The sequence below is a fragment of the Micromonospora sp. IBHARD003 genome (assembly GCF_056106285.1).
Genome location: NZ_JBWBBX010000001.1, coordinates 5,689,940 through 5,710,758 on the forward strand (window position 1 = coordinate 5,689,940; position 20,819 = coordinate 5,710,758).

Below are 20,819 nucleotides of genomic sequence, written 5' to 3' on the forward strand. Positions count from 1 at the left end.
TCTTCCGTCCCTTCACCGGCGCCACAGCGCTGTCCGCCCGGCGGGGCGGTGCGCTGGTTCGGCTGCTGGCTGACACTGGGTGTCCCGCATCGGCGCCGCGGGGTTTCCGCCCCACCGGTCGTACGGGGGCACTTCCTCGCCCTTCATGAGGAAGGAATCCGCCGCGAGCACCGCGCCGTCGCCCATCGCTACGCCGTAGTGGACGTGGGAGCCGACACCGAGCGTGCAACCGCTGCCGAGAGTGCTGTGGTCGGACTTGAACGTGCCGTCCTCCTGGGAGTGGCACTGGATCTTGCTGCCCGCGTTCAGCGTGCAGTCGTCGCCGATCGTGGTGAGCGTCCGCTCCGTCAGATAGCAGCCGTCGTCGAAGACCCGCTTGCCGATCCGGACCCCGAGCATGCGCCAGATCAGGTTCTTGAACGGGGTGCCGTTGAAGACGTTGAGGTATTCGTCCGGCACCTTCCAGAGGCGTTCGTGCCACCAGAAGTACGGCTCGTAGATGGAGCACAGTTTCGGCTGCAACGGGCGGAACTTGCCGATACAGCGCTCGACCAGGACGAGATAGACCGCCGTCACGCCCAGCGCGAGCGCCAGGGAAGTGGCGATCAGCGCCTCCCCGAGGGCGCCGTAGCGGTCGACGGTCGTGAGGCCGAGCAGCGTGATGGCGAAGAACAGCAGCCAGCGCACGAAGAGCATGACGGCCATCGAGCGCAGGTTGTAGTGGTTCTTCGAACGCAGATGCCGGTGCAGCTCCTCGCCGGTCCTCAGGTGGTCGAAGCGGGAGTCACGCTCCACCGACCGCGGAATCTCGAAGCACGGTGATCCGAGGAGTCCCACACCCTCGCGGACCTCACCGTCGAGCGGCACCATCACCTTCGTCGCGAGCAGGCAGTTCTCACCGGTCCTCGCGCCCGACGGAAAGGCGATGTTGTTGCCGAGGAAGTTGTGCGCACCGATGGTCGCCCGGGACACCCGGAACGACGTGCTCGAGAAGTCCGCATTCACGATCGAGAGCCCGTCGGCGATCATCGTTCCGCTTCCGACGGTGCTCAGATACGGGGTTTCGTGCTGCACTTCCGTGCCGAAGTTCGAACCCGTCTGCTCGACCCGCGACAGGTCGTATCCGAGCCCTCGCAGGTAGTAGACGATGTACGAGCTGTCGCCGAAGAGCCATTTGAAGAACTTGATATTGGTCGCCCGGGCGATCGCCCGGTGCACCGAGTAGTGGAAGCCGTAGAGCGGATACACCTTGTCCGGCTTGATGACCACGCTCATCAGCCGCGGCACGGTGAACAGCGAGACCAGTCCGAAGACGACGAACCCCGCGAACAGCACCAGGGAGAGGACCAGCGCGTCGACATAGATCACCGGCGACGCGATCTGCGCCGCCCCCGGCTCCAGCAGCTTGCCCAGCGAGGGGACCTCCGTGACCAGGATGTACGCGCCCCCGATGGTCAGCGGCACGTACAGCAGGAACGTCTGGAGCAGGGTGACCAAGCCGAAGCTCGCCCGGCGCAGCGTGCCGCACTTCGCGGGCGCGACCCGTACGTAGTCGATCTCCGTGCGCTCGGCCGGAGTGCCGTGCCAGTGTTCGCCGTCCGGGATCGTCTGCCCCCTCTGGAGGGCCGACGTATGCCCCAGCTGCGCCCCGTCGCCCATCGACGTGTCGATGTCGAGGACGGTCTTCTCGCCGATGAACACATCCCGGCCGAGTGTGATCGGACCGGTCTGGATACGACCCGCGTGTGCCCGGTAGCAGAGGAAGAACGAGTCCTTGCGGATCACCGTCCCGTCGCCGGCCGTGAACAGATCGGTACAGACCGGGACCGTACGGGAGAGGATCGTGACGTTCTTGCCGATGCGTGCACCCAGTGCCCGCAGATACAGCACATACAGCGGATTCCCGACGAGGAAGATCATCGGGCTGGTGTGCACCAGGGCTTTGACGATCCAGAAGCGCAGATACGTCAGACCCCAGACCGGGAACTCGCGCGGCTTCCACCGGCCCACCAGAATCCATTTGGCCACGATGGGGAAAGTGCACAGAGCCGCGAATCCCGCGCCGCCGAACACCAGGGACCGCAGATAGATGTCGAGCGCACCCGAGGCATCGGAGACCCACTCGTAGCCCGTCGCCGTGATCACCCCGGCGGCGAAGCAGTAGCCGAAGAAGATCAGGAACTGCGCGATCCCGCAGAGGACGTACGGCAGTGAGCCCGCAGGCTTCGGCGCCTCCGCCTGCACCGGTTCCGGGGCGGTGGCGGCGAGCTCGGCAGGATCGGGTACGGCGTCCGCGAACGCCGTCGCCAGGCTCCGGACCGTCGGGTACATGTAGATGTCCTTCATGGACACCGACGGCAGGTCGTCCCGCTTCCGGACCCGGGCGCAGAACTGCGCCATCACCAGCGAGTTGGCACCCAGGTCATCGAAGAAGTGGCTGTCGACCGACACCCGCTCGACGTTCACCACATCGGCCAGCACCTCGGCGAAGCTCTTCTCGGTGCCGGTAGCCGGATCGGCGCCACTGCTGCGCTTGGCGATTTCTGATTCATCCGGCTCGGGTGTCAAGACCTCGACAGATTTTTCCTCCATGCGAGCTCCTTGAGAAATTTCATCACCAGCCGCCGGAGCCGGCCGGTAACCGGCGCTCTTGCGCTGCGGTGATAGCCGTAGCGAGCAATCCGGCAGCCACGAGGTCGTGAACTCTTTTTCGGTCACAAAACCCTTCCACCAGTCTCCGCCGTCACAGGGCGCGTTGCCACTCGAACTCGCTGGTGTTGAGCCGTCAGTGGCGCTCGGTGCCACCGGCGGACCTGGCATCCCCCGTATCCGCAGGTCCTGCGGCCGTAACTGCCGCCGGGACCCTGCCCGCTTGTGTGCCGCACGGCCGTGCGACCGTGAATCCGCCGAACGGGTTAGGGCGCCTCCGGGCACAGTGACCCGGCATGCTCCGAACCCCGATTCGATCGTTGTGCCCCTCCCGACCGGATAATTCTGCTCGGATCTGCGGCGTATTCACATCCGACCTTCCTCGTTATTCAGTTCGGTGGAAGGTTCGATGATTATTCGAAACGGCCGTTCGGCGGTTCGATATTTCGGATGAAATGTTCGTCCGCGCTCTGTGGCGCTACTTCTTACGGTACTCGCGCGTCGAAAGGGAATTGCGAGCCCTTCTGGGAGCCGGAGCCGTGATGCCGGTGCCGCATGTGGCCCGGGTTGCCGCAGAGTGTGGCCGGCGCCGGAGCCGTCACGGGCCTGCTCCAGGGCCGGCCGGGCGATGAGGGGCCGCCTCGACGGGAGAGCCGGCGGAGGCAAATGACGCGGAGTGATGACTTTGAGGTCGTCGGCGCGGGCGGGGGAGTAGCAGGGGGATAGAGCCAGGCGGTGACGTCGCGGTCGCACGGGGGCAGCGCCGATGTCAGTCCCCTTTGCCATCATCCCGGCATGCTCTACGACGCCTTGGTGGCCGAAGCCCGCAGGAACGACCCGTTCGACGAGGTGAGGTACGCCGCGCTCGAGCGTGCCCGCCGGCTCGTCGACCTCGTGGAACGTCAGCGCACCGAGCTCCGGCGGTCCACAGGGCACGAGCACCGGCGGTTCGGGGCGGAGCGCGCGGCGACCCAGGCCGAGATCGACGGGTGGCTCGCGGTCTGCGCGGACGAGGAGGGCAGGGCCGCGGTCCTGTGCCTCATGCTGGCCACCCGCAGCGACGCGACGGGTTCGTGGCGGTACGACGCGGAGATCGGGCGCCTGATCTCGCGGGTGCGCGGCTGGACGCCCGACGAGATCGCGGTGATGCTGCTCCGCGTCACCGAGTACGGCACGGGCTACGGGTTCGCCGACGCGCTGGGACAGGTGCTGAGCGCCGCCGAACAGCTCGACCCCGGCGGCCGCCGTGCGGTCATGCCCTGGCTGCGGCACTCACACACGAAGCTCACGGACTCCAGGGTCGAGGCACGTCTGCGCGCCTCACTCTCCCAGCGCCTGCGCTCCCTGCTGGCGAGTGTGGAGGAGGCGTACATCCCCGAGGGACTGATCCCTGCCGACGCTCCCTGGGCCGCTCCGCTGAGCGACCGTGCGAAGTCGGCGCCGACGCCGGAACTGGCAGGCCTCATACGGCACCTGGCGAGCCTGTCAGGGCCGCGTCCTGCGCAGAAGTGGCGGCGGACGTGCCTCGAACTCGTGGACGCGGCCTCGGCGAAGGCCCTCGTGGCCGACGTCCTGCGCGCGCTGGCCGTGGACGATCCGCTGTGCAGCAGGGGAAACGGCGTGCACACCGACTGGCTCCACGGCGACTACCACTACCACTACGTCGTCCGCCAGAACGACGGGGACCTGGCGCGCGGTGTCGTCTGGGCGGCCGCGCTGACCGGCGGCCCTGCCGCGGTGCAGCATCTCGGCGCGCTCGCGCTGCGGACCGGTGATCTCGGAAACGGCGTGATCCAGGACCTCAAGCTCGCGGGCGCGGCGATCAACGCGCTGGCCGAGACCGGCGACCCGGCGTCTCTGGAGGCCCTGTGGCGGCTGCAGTCCCTGATCAAACACCGGGCTCTGCGCAAGCAGCTCGACACCGCGCTGGTGACGGCAGCCGGTAAGCAGGGCATCACGGCGCAGCAACTCGTGGAGCGCAGCGTGCCGGATCACGGCCTGGCGCCGGACGGCTCGCTGGAACGGGAGTTGGGCGGACACCGGGTGCGGGTGGCGATCGAGGAAACGGCGACCGTGCGGCTCGGCTTCTCACGCTCCGGCGGGATGACGTCCCGCACGGCTCCGGCTGCGGTGAAGGACGGTTTCCCTGACGAGCTCAAGGAGTTGAAGGCCCTGGCCAAGGAGGTGCGGGGGACACTGTCGGGTGAGCGGGCCCGCCTCGAGGCGCTGATGTCGGCCGGACGCGAGTGGCCGTACGACGAGTGGTGCCGCCACTACCGCGACCATCCGGTCACCGGGGTCCTCGTCCGCGGCCTGATATGGGAGTTCCAGGGCGCGGACGGCGAGTGGCGCGCTGTGGCACCGACGGCCGAGCCGACCGGCCGGCCCGTATGCGTCCGGTTGTGGCATCCGATCCGGGCGTCCGCGGAGGAGATCAGGGCGTGGCGGGAGCACCTCGTCACCGGGGGGCTGCGGCAGCCGTTCAAACAGGCCTTCCGGGAGATCTATCTGCTCACCCCGGCGGAGGAGGAGACCGGCGTCTACTCCAACCGGTTCGCCGCCCACATCGTCCACTACCGGCAGCTCTACGCGCTGTTCAAGGAACGCCGCTGGCAGGCCAACTTCCTCGGCCGGCACGACGGCGGCTACGACGGGAAGGCGCGGGCCGAGTTCGGCGACGGCGAGTGGCGTGCCTGCTTCCACCACGAGCCCGCCGCGGACGACGACGGCGGCTACGCACCCGAGCACGCCGCGACGGACCAGGTCCGTTTCGAGCGGCGGGACGGCCGGCGCTGGCGGGAGGTTCCGCTGGCGGAGGTGCCCCCACCGGTGTTCAGCGAGGCGATGCGGGACGTGGACCTCTTCGTCGGCGTGACCTCGATCGCCGCCGATCCCGACTGGACCGACCGGGGCGAGGACCGCCATGCCGCGTACTGGCGGAGGGCCACGTTCGGTGAGCTGACCGCGAGCGCCGAGGTCCGCCGCGAGGCGCTGGAGCGGATCCTGCCGCGCCTGAAGATCGCCGGCCGGTGCTCGCTGGACGGGCGTTTCCTTGTGGTCCATGGGGACTTGGGCACGTACAAGATCCATCTGGGGTCGGCCAACATCCTGATGGAGCCCGACGACGCCTATCTGTGCATCGTCCCGGCGCGGCGGTCGGGAGACGGCAAGGTGTTCCTGCCGTTCGAGGACGACCGGCTCTCTCTGATCCTCAGCAAGGCATTCGCGCTCGCGGCCGACACCAAGATCACCGATGAGACGATCCTCCGTCAGATCAAGCGAGGTGCCTGATGGCCACCGTGACGTTCAGGGACGAGACCGCGACGGGCAAGCCGGTCACCGAGTGGCAGGTCGCCGGGCTGCCGGAGCGGATGACCGTACGGGAGCTGATCAGGCTCCGCGTCCGTGAGGAGGTCGCCCGGCACAACGCCCGCCCGGGCAACCGCTTCAACGGCCTTGTCCGCCCCGACGGCGCCGAGACGGAGCTGAACGGTTACCGTCTCCGCGAGCCACGCCGCATCGACTGGGAGCGTCAGGCCGAAACCGCCGAACGCACCTTCCTGGCCAACGGGTTCTTCGTACTGACCGGCGATCGCCAGGTCGAGGACCTCGACGAGGTCCTGGATCTCACCGCTGATTCCGACCTGGTCTTCATCAAGCTCGTCGCCCTTGTCGGCGGCTGAGGGACCGTCACTTACCTGCCTGGGTGGAGGCCGGCGCGGCCCGCCCGGGCGTCGGCCCTGCCGCGCGGATGCCGGAGGAGAGCGTTCCGGCTGCTTTCGTGAGCCCGCGCCCGGCCAGGGGCAGCACCTCGCCGAGCCGGTGGCACAGGATCCCACTACTTGATCATTTTCAATATAGATTGACTCGGCATCGGACATCCATCCATGATTGATCTCAGCAACTCCCGTGTTGAGTAGGCAAATTCAAGGGAACAGCCGCTCTGTGTGATCTGACCACCCGCTGATCCACTCGAAGGGATTCACTTTATGAGAAAGATGCTGTCCGCTGTGTTCGCTACGGCGACACTCGCCATCGGCGGCTCGCTGGCCGGTGCTGCCCCTGCTTCCGCGGCGACCGCGGCTCCGGATGTCGCGAGTGCGGCGCAGAACGCCACGGCCGCTCGGAACATCTGCTACGCGGCCCATGTGCAGAACCAGGGCTGGCAGGGCACCAAGTGCAACGGAACAGTGGCCGGTACGACCGGCCAGGCCCTCAACCTCGAGGCGCTGACCATCGCTTCGTCCGGCACCGGCGGACTGTGTGCCCGCGCTCACGTGCGTAACGTCGGCTGGCAGCCCTGGTCCTGTGTCGGGGACGGCAACGCCGTGGTCATCGGCACGACCGGCAGGAACCTGCCCATCGAGGCCGTGGAGTTGCAGGTCGGCGCGGGCACGATCGCGGCGCAGGCCCATCTGCGCGACGTCGGCTGGCAGCGAGCGGTCGCGGCCCCGTACATCCAGGTGGGCACGGTGGGCCAGGCGCGTGCCATGGAAGCCATCTCCATCGACGTGTGACGGTCCTCCGAGGCGGGCTGCCGACGGCGGGAAGGGATGGTGGCGCAGTCATCCCTTCCCGCCCCGGCGGTATCGCCGCGGCCGGTCCGTCCGCCTCTGCCGGAAGCACGTCGCCGCGAGTCGCCGCGTCACGGCCACCGGCTGTCTGTCGCCACCGAAGAGCTTCTGGGGGATACTGCACCGCACGAACGCGGGGGTCGCGGGGGCATGGAGAGGCGAACGTACGGTGGGCGACACGGCGAGTGTTTCCGGTGGCGCCGGGAGGCAGGCCACGGACGGTGACGAGGCTCAGCGCCTCGCCGTACGCCTCGAGTACCTCTTCGACCATGTACAGCCTCTGGGCCGGCGTCACACCCTGCAGGAAGTCGTCGACGGCATCAGAACGGCCGGCGAACCCGACGGGGGATCGCTGAGCGTCGGCCGCCTCTCGATGCTCATGAACGGGAAGGCGACCAATCCGACCATCGGGACGCTGCGTGCGCTGAGCACCTTCTTCGGCGTGCCCGTGGCCTACTTCGTCGACGACGCCGTCGCCGAGCAGACGATGGCGCAGCTGGCCCTGATCACCGCGATGCGCACCAACGACGTCCGCGCCGTGGCGCTGCGGGCAGCGGCTGTGGCCACCCTGTCGTCGCAGGGACTCGACGTGGTGCGCGGCCTGGTCGAGAATGCCGGCCGCTCGCAGGAACGCGACCGGCGCGACGGCGGACCAACGGACTGATCTCCGCCCAACTCACCCTCTCTGCCTGCATATACTCCCCCGTGAGCAGCGAGTCGCCTTCGTGCGCGATTCGCCGCGGGTACCCGGGGGGGATGCCATGCGCCATGAGGCGTGGACCGATTTCATCGCACGATGTGCGCGGATTCTGAACAGCCTTGAGGTGACACGACCGCCGACCGTCGAAGAACTGTGCCGGGCCATCGCCAGACAGCGAGGCCGTTCGCTGACCCTCTCACCGCTCCCACGGGGCGCCGGCGACTCGTCAGGCATCTGCGGCCTGTGGGTGGGCCTCAGGGATGCGGACCACATCTTCTACGAGGCAGCCACGAGTGGGCTGCATCAGCGGCACATCATCCTTCATGAGCTCGCACACCTCCTGCTGGATCACGGCACCGCAGACGCCGACGGGTCCCGGGCGGGCGTGGAATACCTGTTTCCAGGGCTGGATCCCGGGATGGTCAGGCGGCTGCTCGCCCGGGGGCGTACGGACTACTCGGAGGCCCAGGAGCGCGAGGCCGAGGTGATGGCCACCCTGATCCACGGCCGGATCTGGGCGGGCGTGACCGGCTCGCCACGTACCCCGGGAGACACCGCCCGCGTCCTCTCGCGGCTCGAGCGGGTCCTCGGTCCGAAGGCGCGCGCGTGACCACGATCCGGCCCTTCGACCTGGTGGTGCTCGGCCCGTTGTGGACCGCCACCCTGTACACGGGACACAGAGCCCGCACGGCCGGCCCTCAGGCCCTCCCGATGAGCGCGATGGTCACGTTGATCACGTTGGCCGTCACCCTCGGGGTGCCGGGAGTACGCAGGATGGTCGACACGGCGACGGGCATGGAGTCCGTCACGAACCTGCTGATCCATCTCCTGACGCTGGCCGCGATCACCTGCCTCATCGCGTTCGTACGCCAGATCACCGAGGGGACTTCGGAGACCGGGCGGGCGGGACGCCGGACGTGCATCCTGCTGTCCGGCGCAGGGATCCTGCTCTGCTGGGCCTTTCTTCTGAGCCCTCGCCCCGACGGTGAGCGCCACCTCGTGACGCAGACGCCGACCGCGGCGGGCATCGCGTACTGGAGCATCTACCTCCTCTACGTCGTCTGGGGAACGACCACCGCGGGACTGATGTGCCGGCGCTACGGACGCCGGGCGGCCCCCGGCCCGCTGCGGACCTCGCTGCGCATCCTCGGAGCCGCATGCGTCTCCAGCCTGATCTACGCCGCTCATCGCGCCGTTCATCTGGCGGCTCACGGATCCGGCAACCGGCTGTTCGAGGACGCGGTCGCGGTGGCCACGACGCAGGCCCTGCTGGCGACCACCCTGCTTCTCTTCGTCGTCGGTATCGCATGGCCGAGCGTGGCCGGACTGAGGGAACGCGCTGCGTGCCGCCGTCGGCTGCGCGGCATCCGTCCGCTGTGGCGGGCAGTGGGGAAGGCGGTTCCCGAGGTGGTGCTGCCGCTGCCCGCGGAGCTGGAGCGCGATCCGAAGATGCTCCTGTACCGGCGGATCATCGAGATCAGTGACGGGATGCTCGCGCTGCAGCCCTGTCGCGGCGAAGCCGCCGGAACCGAGGCGAGCCGGCACCTGGTGGCGGCCGGGTTGTCAGGACCACGGCTGGCCGCGGCAGTGGAAGCGGTGTGCCTGCGGCAGGCCGTCGCACGCAAGGACGCGGGCTTCGAGGGGAAGAACCCGCCGCATGAGCCGACCGGTCACGGTCCCCTCGGTGAGGCCGAGGACGACCTCGAGGCACAGATCGCTTGGCTGGAGCGGGTTTCGCGGCTCTACGGGAGCCGGATCGTGCGCAGGGTGTCCGAGGCAGTGGCGAACGCCTCTGCGGACTCGCCATCGGTGGTAGGGGAGTCGACGCCGTCGGCCTGAGGTCCGTGGGGGCCGGGCCGACGGCGGCGCGGGGGCATGGCGCCGCGGATACCCACGCCTGCCTGAGCCGCGAAGATCCGCTCAACCCGTCCTGAGCCGGCGGGTCTACGCCTCCTGAGCCGCCCGGCGTGCTCCAGCGGCGCGAGTGACCACGGGCCCTGATGCCTTCCCGCACATGCCGGACCGGGGTTTCGGAACGTGTCGGGACGGGGCCGCCGCGAGTGGAGATACCCGCGAAGAAGTGGGTGGCAGGCGAACACGAGCTTGGCAAGAACATGCGGTGCGGGTTCACCCCAGTGGACGGGGGACGGCTACCCGTACGCGTGCGCGCGTGACGCTGCCACGCCGGACAGCGGTTCCCGCTTCAACGATTTTTCGTTATATGAGGTGCCTTTAGTGATGGCTCGGACATAAGCGAGCATTTCGGATGTGAACATCGACGTGTCCGAACCAGGCAGGCGCATCAGGCGCCTGCCGTGAAAGGAGCACGGAATGCGGGTTTCCCGTTTTGCCGCCGCGCTGGGCGTCGCGGCCGCCGTCCTGCTGGGCGGTGCCACTGGCGCCAGTGCCGCCACCTTTGCACCTTCGGTGGCATCTCATGCCACGCACGACGGTCGTCACGATCACGATGACGACGGGCGCGGCGACCGCGGCGACCGACGCGACCGCGGTGACCGCGGTGACCGCGACGATCGCGGCGACCGTGACGGCCGCTGGGGCCACGACCGCGGGGGTCACCGGTACCAGGGCCGCCACTGGGGCCACCGGAACCACGGTCGCCACTGGGGTAACCGGCACCACCGTCACCACTGGGGCTACGGCCACCACCGGGGTCACAACCGCTTCGGCCACCGCTGACGCTGACCGTCTTTGGGGTGCCCTCCCGCTGCGGGGAGGGCACCCCTTCCGCATGCTCGGACGCCGGTCGGTCTTCCCCGGGCGGAATCAGGCGCCGCTCTGAGCCGGCGGACATGCTCCCCAAGGGAAATGACGCCCAGATCGTCGGCTTCCGTCTGTCCCTCTTCAAAGGCATGGGAAGCAGTCGCGGCAGCGCAGAGTCCGGGTTCATCCGCAGCGTCGACGACGCGGTACACCGCTTCTACACCACCGTGGTGGTCCACTTGGACGGTGCGACGCCTCGCCGAGTGCCGTCCAAGTCAGGCGCGGCGACGGACTGAAGCTCAAGGATCACAGCGCCGGCTTCGGGCCCCTCGACCTGTCCAGGGGCCTTCGCGGCACCAAAGGCTGACCTGGGTGGGCGCTTCAAGATCTTGTCCACGAAAGAGTCCACGCACACAGGGCCGCTCAGGGCTGTAGCGGACCACGCCGTTTCCTGTTTCCATCAGGTGCTTTGTCTTTCGTGAACTCCTCGTCGAATCCGGGCATTCCGAGGCCGTACCCACTGGCCGGCTGGCTTCGTCGTGTCTCAGCCAAGTGCCGTCGGGTGCTTGTTGCCCGTTGCACCTGCCGCGTCGTGTCCCGTTTCGGTGATGAACGGCAGACTCAGGCGTCCCGTCTGGTTCGCGCTCTACGCACAAGCCGCCGGGCTGTCGACCCTCATGGTATGGGGGCTTTCACAGAGGAACCGCGGCGGCTGGGGGGCGGGCAGTTCCACTGCCCTTACTGCGGGCTGATGCAGGATCGGGTGGCGACGCTAGAGCAGGATTGGGTGCTGTTGGAGCCGGATATGGCTCCGCCGGCTCATACGGTGCCGGCGGAGCATCGATGGATCGTGCTGTCCGATGGGCGGGTAACCGTCTACGAGGTGTGTCCGCCGGATCCGTTTCAGCGTTGCCGTATCGAGCACCGGCTGGCCTGCCCGGCGCAACTGCTGCCGGATCTTTGGCCGTGGTTGACGACACTGAGAGCGGAGAACGGGCGGCGAGCGGAGCGGCAGGCTGACCCGGAGCCGCCTGAGCCTCCGGAGGAATGGCCGGATGCGGGGTGACGTTCGCTTCAGCAAGTCATGAACCTGGTGGGTATCGACTTCCAGGCGGCCACCGGCTGCTTCGTCATCTGACCACCGGAGTTCAAAAGCGTCGGCGCTTTCCCGTATGAGCTCAGCGAGCGGGGAAGGTGAGCCGCAGAACGATCTCGCCGTCGTCGATCTCCCCGGTGGGCTCGAACCCGAACTTCTGATAGAAGGGCCACGGTTCGCCGTCGCCGGGCTCATAGCTGGTCAACAACTCGGTGGCGCCGTCCGCGCGAACCAGGGCGGCGATCTGCGTGAGCGCCTCTCGGCCGACCCCTCGCCTCTGGTACCGCTTGTCGACGAGGAGGCGCCAAAGGAAGTGCTGCCCTTTGAAAGGACCAGTCGACGGTTTCCAGGACATCATCACGAAGCCGACCGGCTCGTCGCCACGGTACACGGCGCGGTACCAGGGATTGGCTTCCGGCGTCTTTGCCGCCTCCTTGAGCGACTTGGACACGGAGGCGACGAACTGCTTCTGTTCCCGTCGGACGCGCAGGGCACGAACGGCATCCCGGTTTTCGTCGGTGATCTCCCGTAGGTGCACGCTTGGGGACCTCATGCCATACCTCTTCCTGCATCCGGCAGTTGCGCCATCTGGGCCGACGTAAAGAGTCGCCGTGGGGCGGCATTTCCCTGTCCGTGCGCGTTGATAAGAGCGCCGGGTTGGACGACTTCGCAGCCTATTCGCACCAGGCGATTTCGAGCAGGACTGGCACGCGGGACTGTGACCGCGTCCGGTGCAGCTTCAGGCGATGAGCCGATGTGGGCATGCGAACGCGGTTCGTCGTATCTGGAGCCCGGTTCGTGTCAGCGTCCCCTTGGGGGAATACGGCGCAGCAACGGCAGCGTCGTGCCACTGAGCAGCGCGGCGCCGGCCACAGCGGCGCCGAGGTACGGGGCGGTCCCGTCGGGAAGGGCCGACGGGAACCAGGCCACGGCGGTGAGTACGCCGTACGCGCCGACTGACAAGGACGCCCCGCGCGGTCGGCATATGGTGTCGCAGACCACGGCGAACAGCGAGAGGGCCAGGACCGACAGCGCCGCGGTCAGTGCGAGGCCGAGCCCGAGCCCGAGTCCGCCGGTGATCTGGTGCCACCACATCCCGCTGAGCTGCACGGATCGGCCGGAACTGAACGCCTGCACCGGATGGAGCATGGACCCGGCGAACAGCCCCGCCCACAGGCCCCCGGCGAGGAGCACCAGCCGCCGCACCAGCCTGCGGCCACCGCGGTCGCCTCCCCACGCGGCGACCGTCTGCCGGATGCCGAGGCCCAGTACGGCGCCGGCCGGGAGGAGCAGCGGGATCGCGAGCCAGGAGTAGACGGGGCGGATCGTGTCCAGATGGCCGAGCTCCAGGAAGCCTAGGTCAAGCCCGATCATCATGACGTCGAAACTGTTCCCCAGCAGCAGATTGATGGCGAACATGGCCACGCAGCCGATCAATGCGGCTTCCCAGGTGTTGAGTTCGCCTGCCAGGGCGGGGCGCCGCAGGGCAGCCCTGCGGCGCGGCAGGTCGGGATGGGTGGCGAACGGCCAGCGGATGCCGGTGCGTGCCGTCGTTTCCCTTTCACTAGGGGGTGTGCCGTGTACGACGGCGCGCATCGCCCGGACGGTGGGCGGACGCTGCGCGGCCAGGCGTACGAAGAACTCGTCCAGCTTCCGTCGGCGTTCATCCCCTTTGCCCCATCCGGGCCTCACGGCGAACGCGTCGGCGTGCAGTTCCCGCGATTGAAGGAAGGTGTTGCGGGCCGCGTAGAGCGTGCAGGCGAGGAGGGCGAGATGGAAGGAGAGCCGAAGCAGGTACTCACCCTGGCCGGCGTACTCGGACACGGCGAAGCAGACGGTGGCGGCGAGCAGGACGCTGAAGGCACCCCAAAGCGCGGTGATGCCATGGGTGACATCAAGGTCGCGGTTGCTGATGTGGCCGAGTTCATGGCGGATGACGACCTCAAAGGTGCTCGGGTCCTCATCGAACAGCCGCTCCATGCCGCTCGCGAGCTCGATGTGCCGACGCCGCCAGTGCCCGAAAGCCACCGCGTTCGTGGTGTAGTCGGTGGCGTTCAGCCACACCCCGTGGACGGTCACCCCGGCATCGTCCGCCTGCCGGTAGACAGCGTCGGCCAGGTCCGGTCGGTAGCCGCGAGGCTTTCCAGAGCGCGGTGTGGGGTGCAGGCGGCACAGACCACGGAAGAGAATCTGCTGGTAGGGGCTGAGCCAGTACAGGACGAAGCCGCCGCCTCCCAGTAGCCCCAGCGTCAGCCCGGCGCGCGACTCACGCCGGTTCACCGGCGGTGGTGGACACCGCTCCTGGAGGTACCGCTTCAGGGCGGGCGCGTACTCATCCGGCACCGGTCGGGGAGGCCAGACTCCCGCCCCGGCGAGGATCTCGGCTTCCACAGATGTCATCGGCAGGGACAGCTGGAACTCCCTGACCGCTCCCGGCCAGCACAGGCTGTAGGAGTCCGCGGCCTCGTCGTGCCGGCTGGTGGTGGCCGGGAAGGCGATCGAGACGGCCGCGGCGATCAGTGCGACACAGAAGAGGAGAGCCCGCAGGACCACGCTAAGGCCTGGTCGCCGCTGGACCGTCCCCGTCTTCGTGCTCGCCCATGTTGTCTCGGCTCGGGTTCCCCTGGGCTCCGTCCGGGGACTGGGCAGCGTTCCCTTCCGCGTCGTCGGCGTCTTGGCCGCTGGCCCCCGAATCCCCGGGAGACTGGAGCGCGGTGGGAGGCGGTGAGGGATCCTCCGGTGTCGTCGCCAGCATCCGTACGAGTTCCGCCAGTACGGAGTCGGCGACCTGCTCGGCCCGTTGCTCGGACATATGGCGCCGGGCACCCGACAACGCGGCCGTACGCCAACGGGCCAGTTCCACGGCGGTCGGAGTGGGCGCGGACATGGCCTCCGCCGGTCCGGCGGGCTCGGCTTCCGACCCCCGCCAACGGCGCGACACACGACCAACGAGGCGCGAGGTCAACCGGCTCACCAGCTCGGCCGACATCACCCCGATCACACCGGCCGCGGCCGACAATGCGGCAGGAGTCACCACCTCGGCCGCCAACCCGAAGACGTCAACGGACAAGGGCCGACGGCTCCACAACCGGGGGCGGAAGTGGCTCCGGGCTCGCTGATCGAAGAGCGGCAGCTCCTCCAGGGCCGCCTCTGCCACGACCTCCCTGGCCAACGCCCGCGCAAGTCGACGATGCTCCCTGCCAAGCTTCCACGGGGTTCCGGATACGGCTGCGATGGACGGTGTCGGAGTCGTCATGAGTGTGCGTCAGCCCCCCGTTGCCCCGCTGCGGACCCGCCTGGCCCGCCCCCCGAAATCCGCACATCAGCCATGTGCTGTACCACGTGTTTGAGTATGGACCAGTTGCCACGACCTGTCCGGCGATCGCCGAAGAGGCCCCTGCGTCCTGCCGCACGGCACCTGTCTGCCGCCTGCCCAGCGTGAATGTGACTTCTGAGTCGCGTGCCTTGCGGCAAAGTCCCCACACACTGATCAGTACAGCGGCATTGAAGATCGTGTCCGGCTGGACGTGCCGCGCCTGCTGACGGATCTGCTCATCGAGGAGCACGCTGCCGAAGGACGCCAGAGCCTCCGCGCCCCGACGAAGGCAGAGTCCGCCCGCCAGGCGACGCCGCCGCTGCGGCGCCGCTCAACCTGGTCCGTCCCGGCAGCTGTTCCGGCCCGATTCCGGGTTGTGCCCCGATGGTGCTGCGGGACCGTGTAGCGCTCACTCAATGGGTCGCCAGGTCCCTGACGGTGAGTACGCCGCCATCGGGATCACGGACCGCGAGAGAGCAAGCTCGTGAGGTATCTTGAACATGTTCAATTGAACGCGTTCAAGGGAGGTCTGTGATGGCCGGAGGTCAGAGGGTTGCGGCTCTGCAGTGGAAATGGGCTGTGGCCGGAGCAGTGGTGGGGGTGATGACCGCGGGGGCTCTCGGGACCTGGCTCGCATTCGTACTGGAGACCTCGGCCGGCCGTGAACTGGTCGGGGTGTATGCGGCGACCGGGGTCACAGCCGCCATCCCGCTCGCGATGCGCAATCAGCCGAAGGCATGTGCCCGGGCCTGCTACGTCGTGGGAGCGGGACTGCTGGCATGGGCTGTGCTCTTGGCCATGTTTCTCATGCTCTGGTTCCTCCCGGCGGCTTGCTTCCTGCTCGTCGCCGCCTTCGTGGACGCCGGCAACCGCCCGGGCGCACGGTTCGCGGTGCTCACGCCCCTCGTCGCCGTTGCCGCGATCGCGGCGATGACGTATCTCTAACCTCGCCGTTTCACTTGGATACGGCTGACTTTGGGGCGGAAACGCGAAAGTGCCTTCTTGACCTGGGACGACGAACCTTGTCGAGGGGCTCTGTCCGTCCAGGCGGAGGGCACTTTCTACGTGCAGACTATCGGGTTTCGTCCCAGGATCCGGGTCAGTGCCGATGGTGTGGGGGTGCTCGGGCATGCCGGACCATCTGGTCGGCAGTAGCAGTTTGCCGAATGGCGGCCCGCAGCACGTCAGGTTCGCTGAGACTCGTGGAACTCACTCGCGATCAGTGGTGGACAACGACAAAGAGCCGGACCCAGTGGGACTGGGTCCGGCTCTTGAAGTCTGGCACTTCCGCAGGTCAGCGGGATGATCACGCTGCTCCGGCTTCTGTGCCCCCGGCAGGATTCGAACCTGCGCACACGGCTCCGGAGTGAGTATGCCGATCACTCATCGCAGTCCGCTTGACCTGCGGCGGAGTCGGGCTAGGGTACGCGGCGACACGAAATGTGTCGGAGGTGTGTCGCGCGCCCGTGCTCGTCAGCCCTGAGGACGTCGAGCACGTGCTCTCGCGGGGTTTGTGTTAGAAGCCAGGAGAGAGCCCACACTCCTTCGCTGGCCCACATATGGCCCGTCAGCGCTCCGAGGGGCGATCCTCTCGGAGGCAGCCTGGAGGGGCCGACACCGCACTAGGAGTTCGATCGGACGGGCCTGGGAAGCATGTGACAGCCTGAGGCAAGGCCGCTCACGATCGCTCAACGCCGGTTGTGTCCGCTGTCGTTGAAGTCACCTGGCGATGTCAGGTTGTATGGCCGCATGGAGCGAGTTGAGGCTGAGCTGTTTACGGACGGCGGCAACAACGCAGTGGTGCGCCTGCCCGGCCGCCGCTTCCCCGGTGTACTGATCCAGGGTGATTCTCTCTCCATCCTCCGCGACGACGTCGCCGAAGTGGTGGAGGCCTTCGACCGCGGCGACGCGGCTGAGGCACGCGAGACCGCCGGCCTTCTCCGGTCGGACCTCGACGCGTTGCTCGCGCGCTACTCCGCTGCGCTGGAAGTGCATGAGATCCCGCTGCCTTACGGGCCTGAGCTCTGAGCTTGGGAATCACCGCGCTTCTTCAGGCTGTTGACCGTGGTTTACCGAACCGTCGGGCATGGATCGGGCACGGAGACCCTCTGATCCGTAGCTCTAGCCGAGTAGGTCAACGATCAACGCACTGGCCGCTGTGAAGCCCCGCAGGGACGGTAGCGGGCGTAGGAGGATGCTGACGTGGTGGACAGCCATAACTGATCACCAGCGGCCGTGACTTGTGGCCGGCCTATCGAGCGGCGTCCTGACAGCGTTGGTCATCGTTGAGCGCCTTCCACGGCCCGCGGCCGACCCGGGGTGAGGACGCTGGGCATGGTGGGGTGACGCCTTCCATCACCAACGCAGAGAACAACTGACGCGGGTGACCAACGTTCCCTAGGCTATGTGCTGACTCGCCATGGACCGGCTTCCCGGGGGAGAACGATAATGGGCAGTGAACTCGCTTTTGGCGTCGGTTGTTTGGCGCTTGAGGCGCCGGGGGCTGAGAATGTAGATGATTGGAAGAAGGCGGTCTCATTCGCGCTGAATGAAATAGCATCCATTCGGGATCTTGAATTCCATGAGGTCGACAATTCTTGGCAGCGCGCCGAGGAGGTTAAGAATTATTATGGGGATAACCTTGAAGGTCGCCCGGTCTCTGGCAGTATGAGATTCAGAATCTCCATCCCGTCCCGGGTTCAACAGGACGTGATGCGAGGGCGTCAGGTTGGCGACTTTGAGGATTTCTCTGTATTCACCGTATTCGATTGGCGCCATCCGGTTAGCTTCGTTGTTAGTGAAGGGGCCGATCACTCTCTCCGGAAGCCTTCTGTTGCCTTGGCGGTTATCCGCGAATTCCTGCGGCGGGAACTCGGGAAGATCAAGGAGACCAGCGTCAGGCTTCGACGCCTGGGGCCCACGCCGTTTCCTGTCGACTGCTACATCGTCGCCGGAGAAGGGGGTGCCCGGATTTCCGATGGAGTCGCCGTAGAAGTTCAGCCAAGAACAGGGTATGACAAGTTCACTTTCTTCTATTCACCCAAAGGGGGTGGCGCCGCTGACGCCTACGGCAAGGTCGTTGAGTGGATGACGCCCGAATTCGCCCTGTTCTACGACGTGACCGCAGACAGCTCCACTCGCATGCGGCGGTCCGTCGAAACAATCGACTTAGCAGGGGCACTCTCTCACACTTACTCACGCAAGGGTGTAGCTGCATACATTCGCAGAGTGCTCCGAAATAAACGGGACCTGCTGACTCTCCGCCTCGCCGTTCTGCAATGTAAGCTCGACACTGTTCATGAACAAAGAAACGCCGAAAGTAAGGTCGAAAGCATTTATTCGGAGCGCGATGTTCAGGTGGTTCGGCCCTACATCGACAAAACTCTGAATCAAACCTATGGGGAGGAGGTTGATACGGCAGAGAAAATGTTGGAAATCCTAGAATCTCAGCACACCCAGGAAGTGCAAAGAGTCACAACTTTCTGTGCGTCGCTGCTAGGTGTAACGGTTGGGGCACTCCTCACTGCCTGGCTGAGACGTTAGAGAGCCTCTGCGTTCGGCGGAGCGGCTTTGGGCTGGAGTTGCTTTGGGGCGAGTGATCATGGCCCCGTGAGCTTCCGGCGCGTCGGGCAGTCTGTGGACCTGCCCGGTAAAGCACGACGTTGGGGCCATGATCTTAGAGGCTCGCCCCAAAGTGGCTGCCTAAAGCCGCGGAGCCGACCGCCCTAGCCACAGCCGGGTTTGTCCCTCGTCAACCCTTCGCCGTTCAGCGTGCGGCTGGCGGCCGGGCCGGAGCGGGGCGTAGACAGGAGCGTCGGCCCGAGCCGTCGGGCCGCGCTGTGCGCGGTGGGTGCCTTGGTGAGGTAGGGAAATTTCAGCTGCCAGCCAACGTTTTGGCCAGGTGCCCCATACGACCCGAGGCAGCCCGGATCGGGGCAGTAGCCGCCCGCTCGCCTCGGGGCGGGGGATTGCGGTGGAGGCCGTGATCGGATTCGAATCGACGTAACTCGCTTTGCAGGTTTGTCCGGGCTGTTTGGGGCATGATCCGGGGTCGTTCAGCGGCGTTCAATTCCGTGCGCACAGCATGGCCGGTGGGCCGAGCGAACGGCCCTGAACGACCGCGTACGGCTATGAACGAGACGGAGAAGTTGAGGATCCTGCCTGTTCAGGTACCGCGCGAGAGGCGGAAGACGCAGTCATCGGTGCTCTCCGGCCCGACGCTCAGCATGGCACGCTTGACCCTGACGACGGGAGACGGAGAGGGAGGGTGAGTGTCGCAGCAAGCAAGCCCGCGCGGGACCTTTCAGAAGATCGCAGATGCGCTCAAGGCGCAGATCGATGTGGACCCGAAGATGGTGGAACTGCCGTCGGCCGCAGAGGTCATGCGTGATCACGGAGTGTCGCGTGGGGTGGTGCTCCGGGCGTTCGCGGTGCTCCAGAAGGAGGGTGCTGCGGAGCCGGTTCCGGGCGGACGCTGGCGTGTCCTCCGGGAGGGACAGCGGGCCGACCGTCGTCCCCTCGCGGAACGGCTCACTGACGTCTTCACCGATGACGGCCTTGAAGTCGGAGCAACCTTCCCGAGCGCTTCCGCACTGTGCGAGAGGTTTGGTGTCTCGCGCCCGACGGTGACCAAGGCGCTGGAGAGGTTGGAAGCCGCAGGATGGCTGTCTGAGGGGGAACAGGGCAAGCTACGAACCGTGCGAGCCCTGCCGAATCGAGAGGAGCGTTCCTCGCTGTGACGGGACTGACGAAGTGGGCCTATCCGCTCGCCGAATCGCTGCTTTCCGATCCGCTGCCGCGCCGCTGGAAGCACTCGGTGGGGGTCGCCGAGCGCGCGCGTAGCATCGCGCCGATCCTCGGTGCGGATGCGGAACTGTTGGAGGCGGCTGCGGTCCTGCATGACATCGGATACACGCCGGACCTCGCCAAGACGGGCTTTCACCCGCTGGACGGGGCCCGCTATCTCCGCGAAGTCGCCCAGGCCGACGAACGGGTCGTGAGGCTGGTGGCGCACCACTCGTGTTCATGGATGGAGGCAGAGGCCCGGGGGTTGCGCGTGGAACTTGAGGCCGAGTTCCCGCGCGAGGACGCCCACCTCAATGACGCACTGTGCTACTGCGACATGAACACGACCCCGGACGGCACTCCTACGAATCCCGTGGACCGGGTCAACGAGATCGCTGGCCGCTACGGGCCGGACAGCCTGATCGGTATGTTCATCCGTCGGGCCGAACCGGAGATCCTCGCGAGCACTTCGCGTGTGCTCGAACGGGTAGCCGCCGCCAGGCGTCAGCCGATGTAGGGAGTCGGGCGAGTCCGGTCCATCGCGTGTTCGATCCGGAGACGCATGGTGGGGTGGACGTCCAACTGTGACAGGTCCGATGGGTCGACCCATCGGACCTGCGTCGTCTCGTTGCTCGTCCGCACCTCACCGCCGACCGGCCGCGCCCGGAAGCAGATACTGAACTGCTGCCGGACCTCGCCGTCGTCGTACTGCATCACGTGCCCTGGGTCCGTGTAGATCCCGGCCATGTCGATGACTTCCGCCTTGATGCCGGTCTCTTCCCAGACCTCGCGCACCACGGTGTCGCTGATCGACTCACCTACGTCGTGCCCCCCACCGGGCAGCGCCCAGCGCCCGTTGTCGGACCGCTGGATCATGAGCACTTCGCCCGCATCGTTCTGCACGAACGCCACGACGGACGGCACGACCGAGTTGGCCGGCGGAGCGTCAGGATCGTGCAGGTAGTCAACGCGTCCCAT

At 67.1% G+C, this 20,819-nt stretch carries 19 protein-coding genes; 14 read left to right on the plus strand and 5 right to left on the minus strand.

The features are described 5' to 3' along the window. Positions 1–12: 12 nt before the first annotated feature. Entirely contained in the window at positions 13–2,592 is a 2,580-nt protein-coding gene (locus ACTWOL_RS25340) for a Pls/PosA family non-ribosomal peptide synthetase (protein WP_474299085.1), read from the minus strand. An 852-nt stretch (positions 2,593–3,444) separates the two neighbouring features. On the opposite strand from ACTWOL_RS25340, the gene ACTWOL_RS25345 reads away from it, so the two are divergent. The 9 genes from ACTWOL_RS25345 (at position 3,445) to ACTWOL_RS25385 (ending at position 11,710) form a co-directional block, all read left to right on the plus strand. After that, positions 3,445–5,940 carry a DUF4132 domain-containing protein gene (locus tag ACTWOL_RS25345; RefSeq protein WP_474299086.1) on the plus strand — a complete coding sequence of 832 codons (2,496 nt, stop codon included), beginning with the start codon at positions 3,445–3,447 and terminating at the stop codon, positions 5,938–5,940. After that, positions 5,940–6,332: a hypothetical protein gene (locus ACTWOL_RS25350; protein ID WP_474299087.1), complete on the plus strand. Its 393-nt coding sequence runs from the start codon at positions 5,940–5,942 to the stop codon at positions 6,330–6,332. Before ACTWOL_RS25345 ends, ACTWOL_RS25350 begins: the two co-directional genes overlap by 1 nt. A 306-nt stretch (positions 6,333–6,638) precedes the next feature. After that, on the plus strand, positions 6,639–7,166 hold the full coding sequence (locus ACTWOL_RS25355) for a hypothetical protein (RefSeq protein WP_474299088.1): 528 nt from the start codon (positions 6,639–6,641) through the stop codon (positions 7,164–7,166). A gap of 226 nt (positions 7,167–7,392) precedes the next feature. Next, on the plus strand, positions 7,393–7,887 hold the full coding sequence (locus ACTWOL_RS25360) for an XRE family transcriptional regulator (RefSeq protein ID WP_474299089.1): 495 nt from the start codon (positions 7,393–7,395) through the stop codon (positions 7,885–7,887). 160 nt (positions 7,888–8,047) lie between these two features. Continuing rightward, the gene (locus ACTWOL_RS25365; protein WP_474299090.1) at positions 8,048–8,533 is read left to right on the plus strand and encodes an ImmA/IrrE family metallo-endopeptidase; all 486 of its coding nucleotides are present in this window, start codon (positions 8,048–8,050) and stop codon (positions 8,531–8,533) included. Next, the gene (locus ACTWOL_RS25370; protein WP_474299091.1) at positions 8,530–9,762 is read left to right on the plus strand and encodes an MAB_1171c family putative transporter; all 1,233 of its coding nucleotides are present in this window, start codon (positions 8,530–8,532) and stop codon (positions 9,760–9,762) included. Before ACTWOL_RS25365 ends, ACTWOL_RS25370 begins: the two co-directional genes overlap by 4 nt. Before the next feature lie 598 nt (positions 9,763–10,360). Then, the gene (locus tag ACTWOL_RS25375; protein WP_474299092.1) at positions 10,361–10,723 is read left to right on the plus strand and encodes a hypothetical protein; all 363 of its coding nucleotides are present in this window, start codon (positions 10,361–10,363) and stop codon (positions 10,721–10,723) included. Positions 10,724–10,733: 10 nt separating this feature from the next. Then, a complete protein-coding gene (locus ACTWOL_RS25380) occupies positions 10,734–10,940 on the plus strand; it encodes a hypothetical protein (protein WP_474299093.1) in 207 nt (68 codons plus the stop codon). A gap of 386 nt (positions 10,941–11,326) precedes the next feature. Further along, entirely contained in the window at positions 11,327–11,710 is a 384-nt protein-coding gene (locus ACTWOL_RS25385; protein WP_474299094.1) for a DUF6083 domain-containing protein, read from the plus strand. A 112-nt stretch (positions 11,711–11,822) separates the two neighbouring features. Here ACTWOL_RS25385 and ACTWOL_RS25390 read toward each other — a convergent pair whose 3' ends face one another. The 3 genes from ACTWOL_RS25390 to ACTWOL_RS25400 form a co-directional block, all read right to left on the minus strand. Further along, positions 11,823–12,293: a GNAT family N-acetyltransferase gene (locus tag ACTWOL_RS25390; protein ID WP_474299095.1), complete on the minus strand. Its 471-nt coding sequence runs from the start codon at positions 12,291–12,293 to the stop codon at positions 11,823–11,825. 248 nt (positions 12,294–12,541) lie between these two features. Then, positions 12,542–14,293, minus strand: a complete 1,752-nt coding sequence (locus ACTWOL_RS25395) for a M48 family metalloprotease (RefSeq protein ID WP_474299096.1) — start codon at positions 14,291–14,293, stop codon at positions 12,542–12,544. Between the two features lies 1 nt (position 14,294). Then, a complete protein-coding gene (locus ACTWOL_RS25400) occupies positions 14,295–14,897 on the minus strand; it encodes a hypothetical protein (protein ID WP_474299097.1) in 603 nt (200 codons plus the stop codon). Between the two features lie 693 nt (positions 14,898–15,590). On the opposite strand from ACTWOL_RS25400, the gene ACTWOL_RS25405 reads away from it, so the two are divergent. The 5 genes from ACTWOL_RS25405 (at position 15,591) to ACTWOL_RS25425 (ending at position 20,358) form a co-directional block, all read left to right on the plus strand. Beyond that, positions 15,591–16,001 (plus strand): hypothetical protein, encoded by a 411-nt coding sequence (locus tag ACTWOL_RS25405; protein ID WP_474299098.1) that lies wholly within the window; start codon positions 15,591–15,593, stop codon positions 15,999–16,001. An 804-nt stretch (positions 16,002–16,805) separates the two neighbouring features. Next, complete coding sequence (locus ACTWOL_RS25410) at positions 16,806–17,084, plus strand: DUF6959 family protein (RefSeq protein WP_474299099.1); 279 nt, start codon at positions 16,806–16,808, stop codon at positions 17,082–17,084. Positions 17,085–17,504: 420 nt separating this feature from the next. Continuing rightward, on the plus strand, positions 17,505–18,599 hold the full coding sequence (locus tag ACTWOL_RS25415) for a hypothetical protein (RefSeq protein ID WP_474299100.1): 1,095 nt from the start codon (positions 17,505–17,507) through the stop codon (positions 18,597–18,599). A gap of 728 nt (positions 18,600–19,327) precedes the next feature. After that, positions 19,328–19,795, plus strand: a complete 468-nt coding sequence (locus tag ACTWOL_RS25420; protein WP_474299101.1) for a GntR family transcriptional regulator — start codon at positions 19,328–19,330, stop codon at positions 19,793–19,795. Further along, positions 19,792–20,358 (plus strand): HD domain-containing protein, encoded by a 567-nt coding sequence (locus ACTWOL_RS25425; RefSeq protein WP_474299102.1) that lies wholly within the window; start codon positions 19,792–19,794, stop codon positions 20,356–20,358. The genes ACTWOL_RS25420 and ACTWOL_RS25425 overlap by 4 nt, the downstream gene beginning before the upstream one ends. On the opposite strand, the gene ACTWOL_RS25430 is transcribed toward ACTWOL_RS25425, so the two are convergent. Continuing rightward, positions 20,346–20,819 (minus strand): NUDIX domain-containing protein, encoded by a 474-nt coding sequence (locus ACTWOL_RS25430; protein ID WP_474299103.1) that lies wholly within the window; start codon positions 20,817–20,819, stop codon positions 20,346–20,348. The two genes, ACTWOL_RS25425 and ACTWOL_RS25430, sit on opposite strands and share 13 nt — an antisense overlap.

What these genes read in the sequence shown, in the direction of transcription:
- ACTWOL_RS25345 (WP_474299086.1), top strand. Translation starts at nt 3,445, where the DNA reads ATGCTCTACGACGCCTTGGTGGCCGAAGCCCGCAGGAACGACCCGTTC.
- ACTWOL_RS25340 (WP_474299085.1), bottom strand. Translation starts at nt 2,592, where the DNA reads ATGGAGGAAAAATCTGTCGAGGTCTTGACACCCGAGCCGGATGAATCA.
- ACTWOL_RS25355 (WP_474299088.1), top strand. Translation starts at nt 6,639, where the DNA reads ATGAGAAAGATGCTGTCCGCTGTGTTCGCTACGGCGACACTCGCCATC.
- ACTWOL_RS25405 (WP_474299098.1), top strand. Translation starts at nt 15,591, where the DNA reads ATGGCCGGAGGTCAGAGGGTTGCGGCTCTGCAGTGGAAATGGGCTGTG.
- ACTWOL_RS25410 (WP_474299099.1), top strand. Translation starts at nt 16,806, where the DNA reads ATGGAGCGAGTTGAGGCTGAGCTGTTTACGGACGGCGGCAACAACGCA.
- ACTWOL_RS25415 (WP_474299100.1), top strand. Translation starts at nt 17,505, where the DNA reads ATGGGCAGTGAACTCGCTTTTGGCGTCGGTTGTTTGGCGCTTGAGGCG.
- ACTWOL_RS25390 (WP_474299095.1), bottom strand. Translation starts at nt 12,293, where the DNA reads ATGAGGTCCCCAAGCGTGCACCTACGGGAGATCACCGACGAAAACCGG.
- ACTWOL_RS25430 (WP_474299103.1), bottom strand. Translation starts at nt 20,819, where the DNA reads ATGGGACGCGTTGACTACCTGCACGATCCTGACGCTCCGCCGGCCAAC.
- ACTWOL_RS25380 (WP_474299093.1), top strand. Translation starts at nt 10,734, where the DNA reads ATGCTCCCCAAGGGAAATGACGCCCAGATCGTCGGCTTCCGTCTGTCC.
- ACTWOL_RS25350 (WP_474299087.1), top strand. Translation starts at nt 5,940, where the DNA reads ATGGCCACCGTGACGTTCAGGGACGAGACCGCGACGGGCAAGCCGGTC.
- ACTWOL_RS25385 (WP_474299094.1), top strand. Translation starts at nt 11,327, where the DNA reads ATGGGGGCTTTCACAGAGGAACCGCGGCGGCTGGGGGGCGGGCAGTTC.
- ACTWOL_RS25375 (WP_474299092.1), top strand. Translation starts at nt 10,361, where the DNA reads ATGCCACGCACGACGGTCGTCACGATCACGATGACGACGGGCGCGGCG.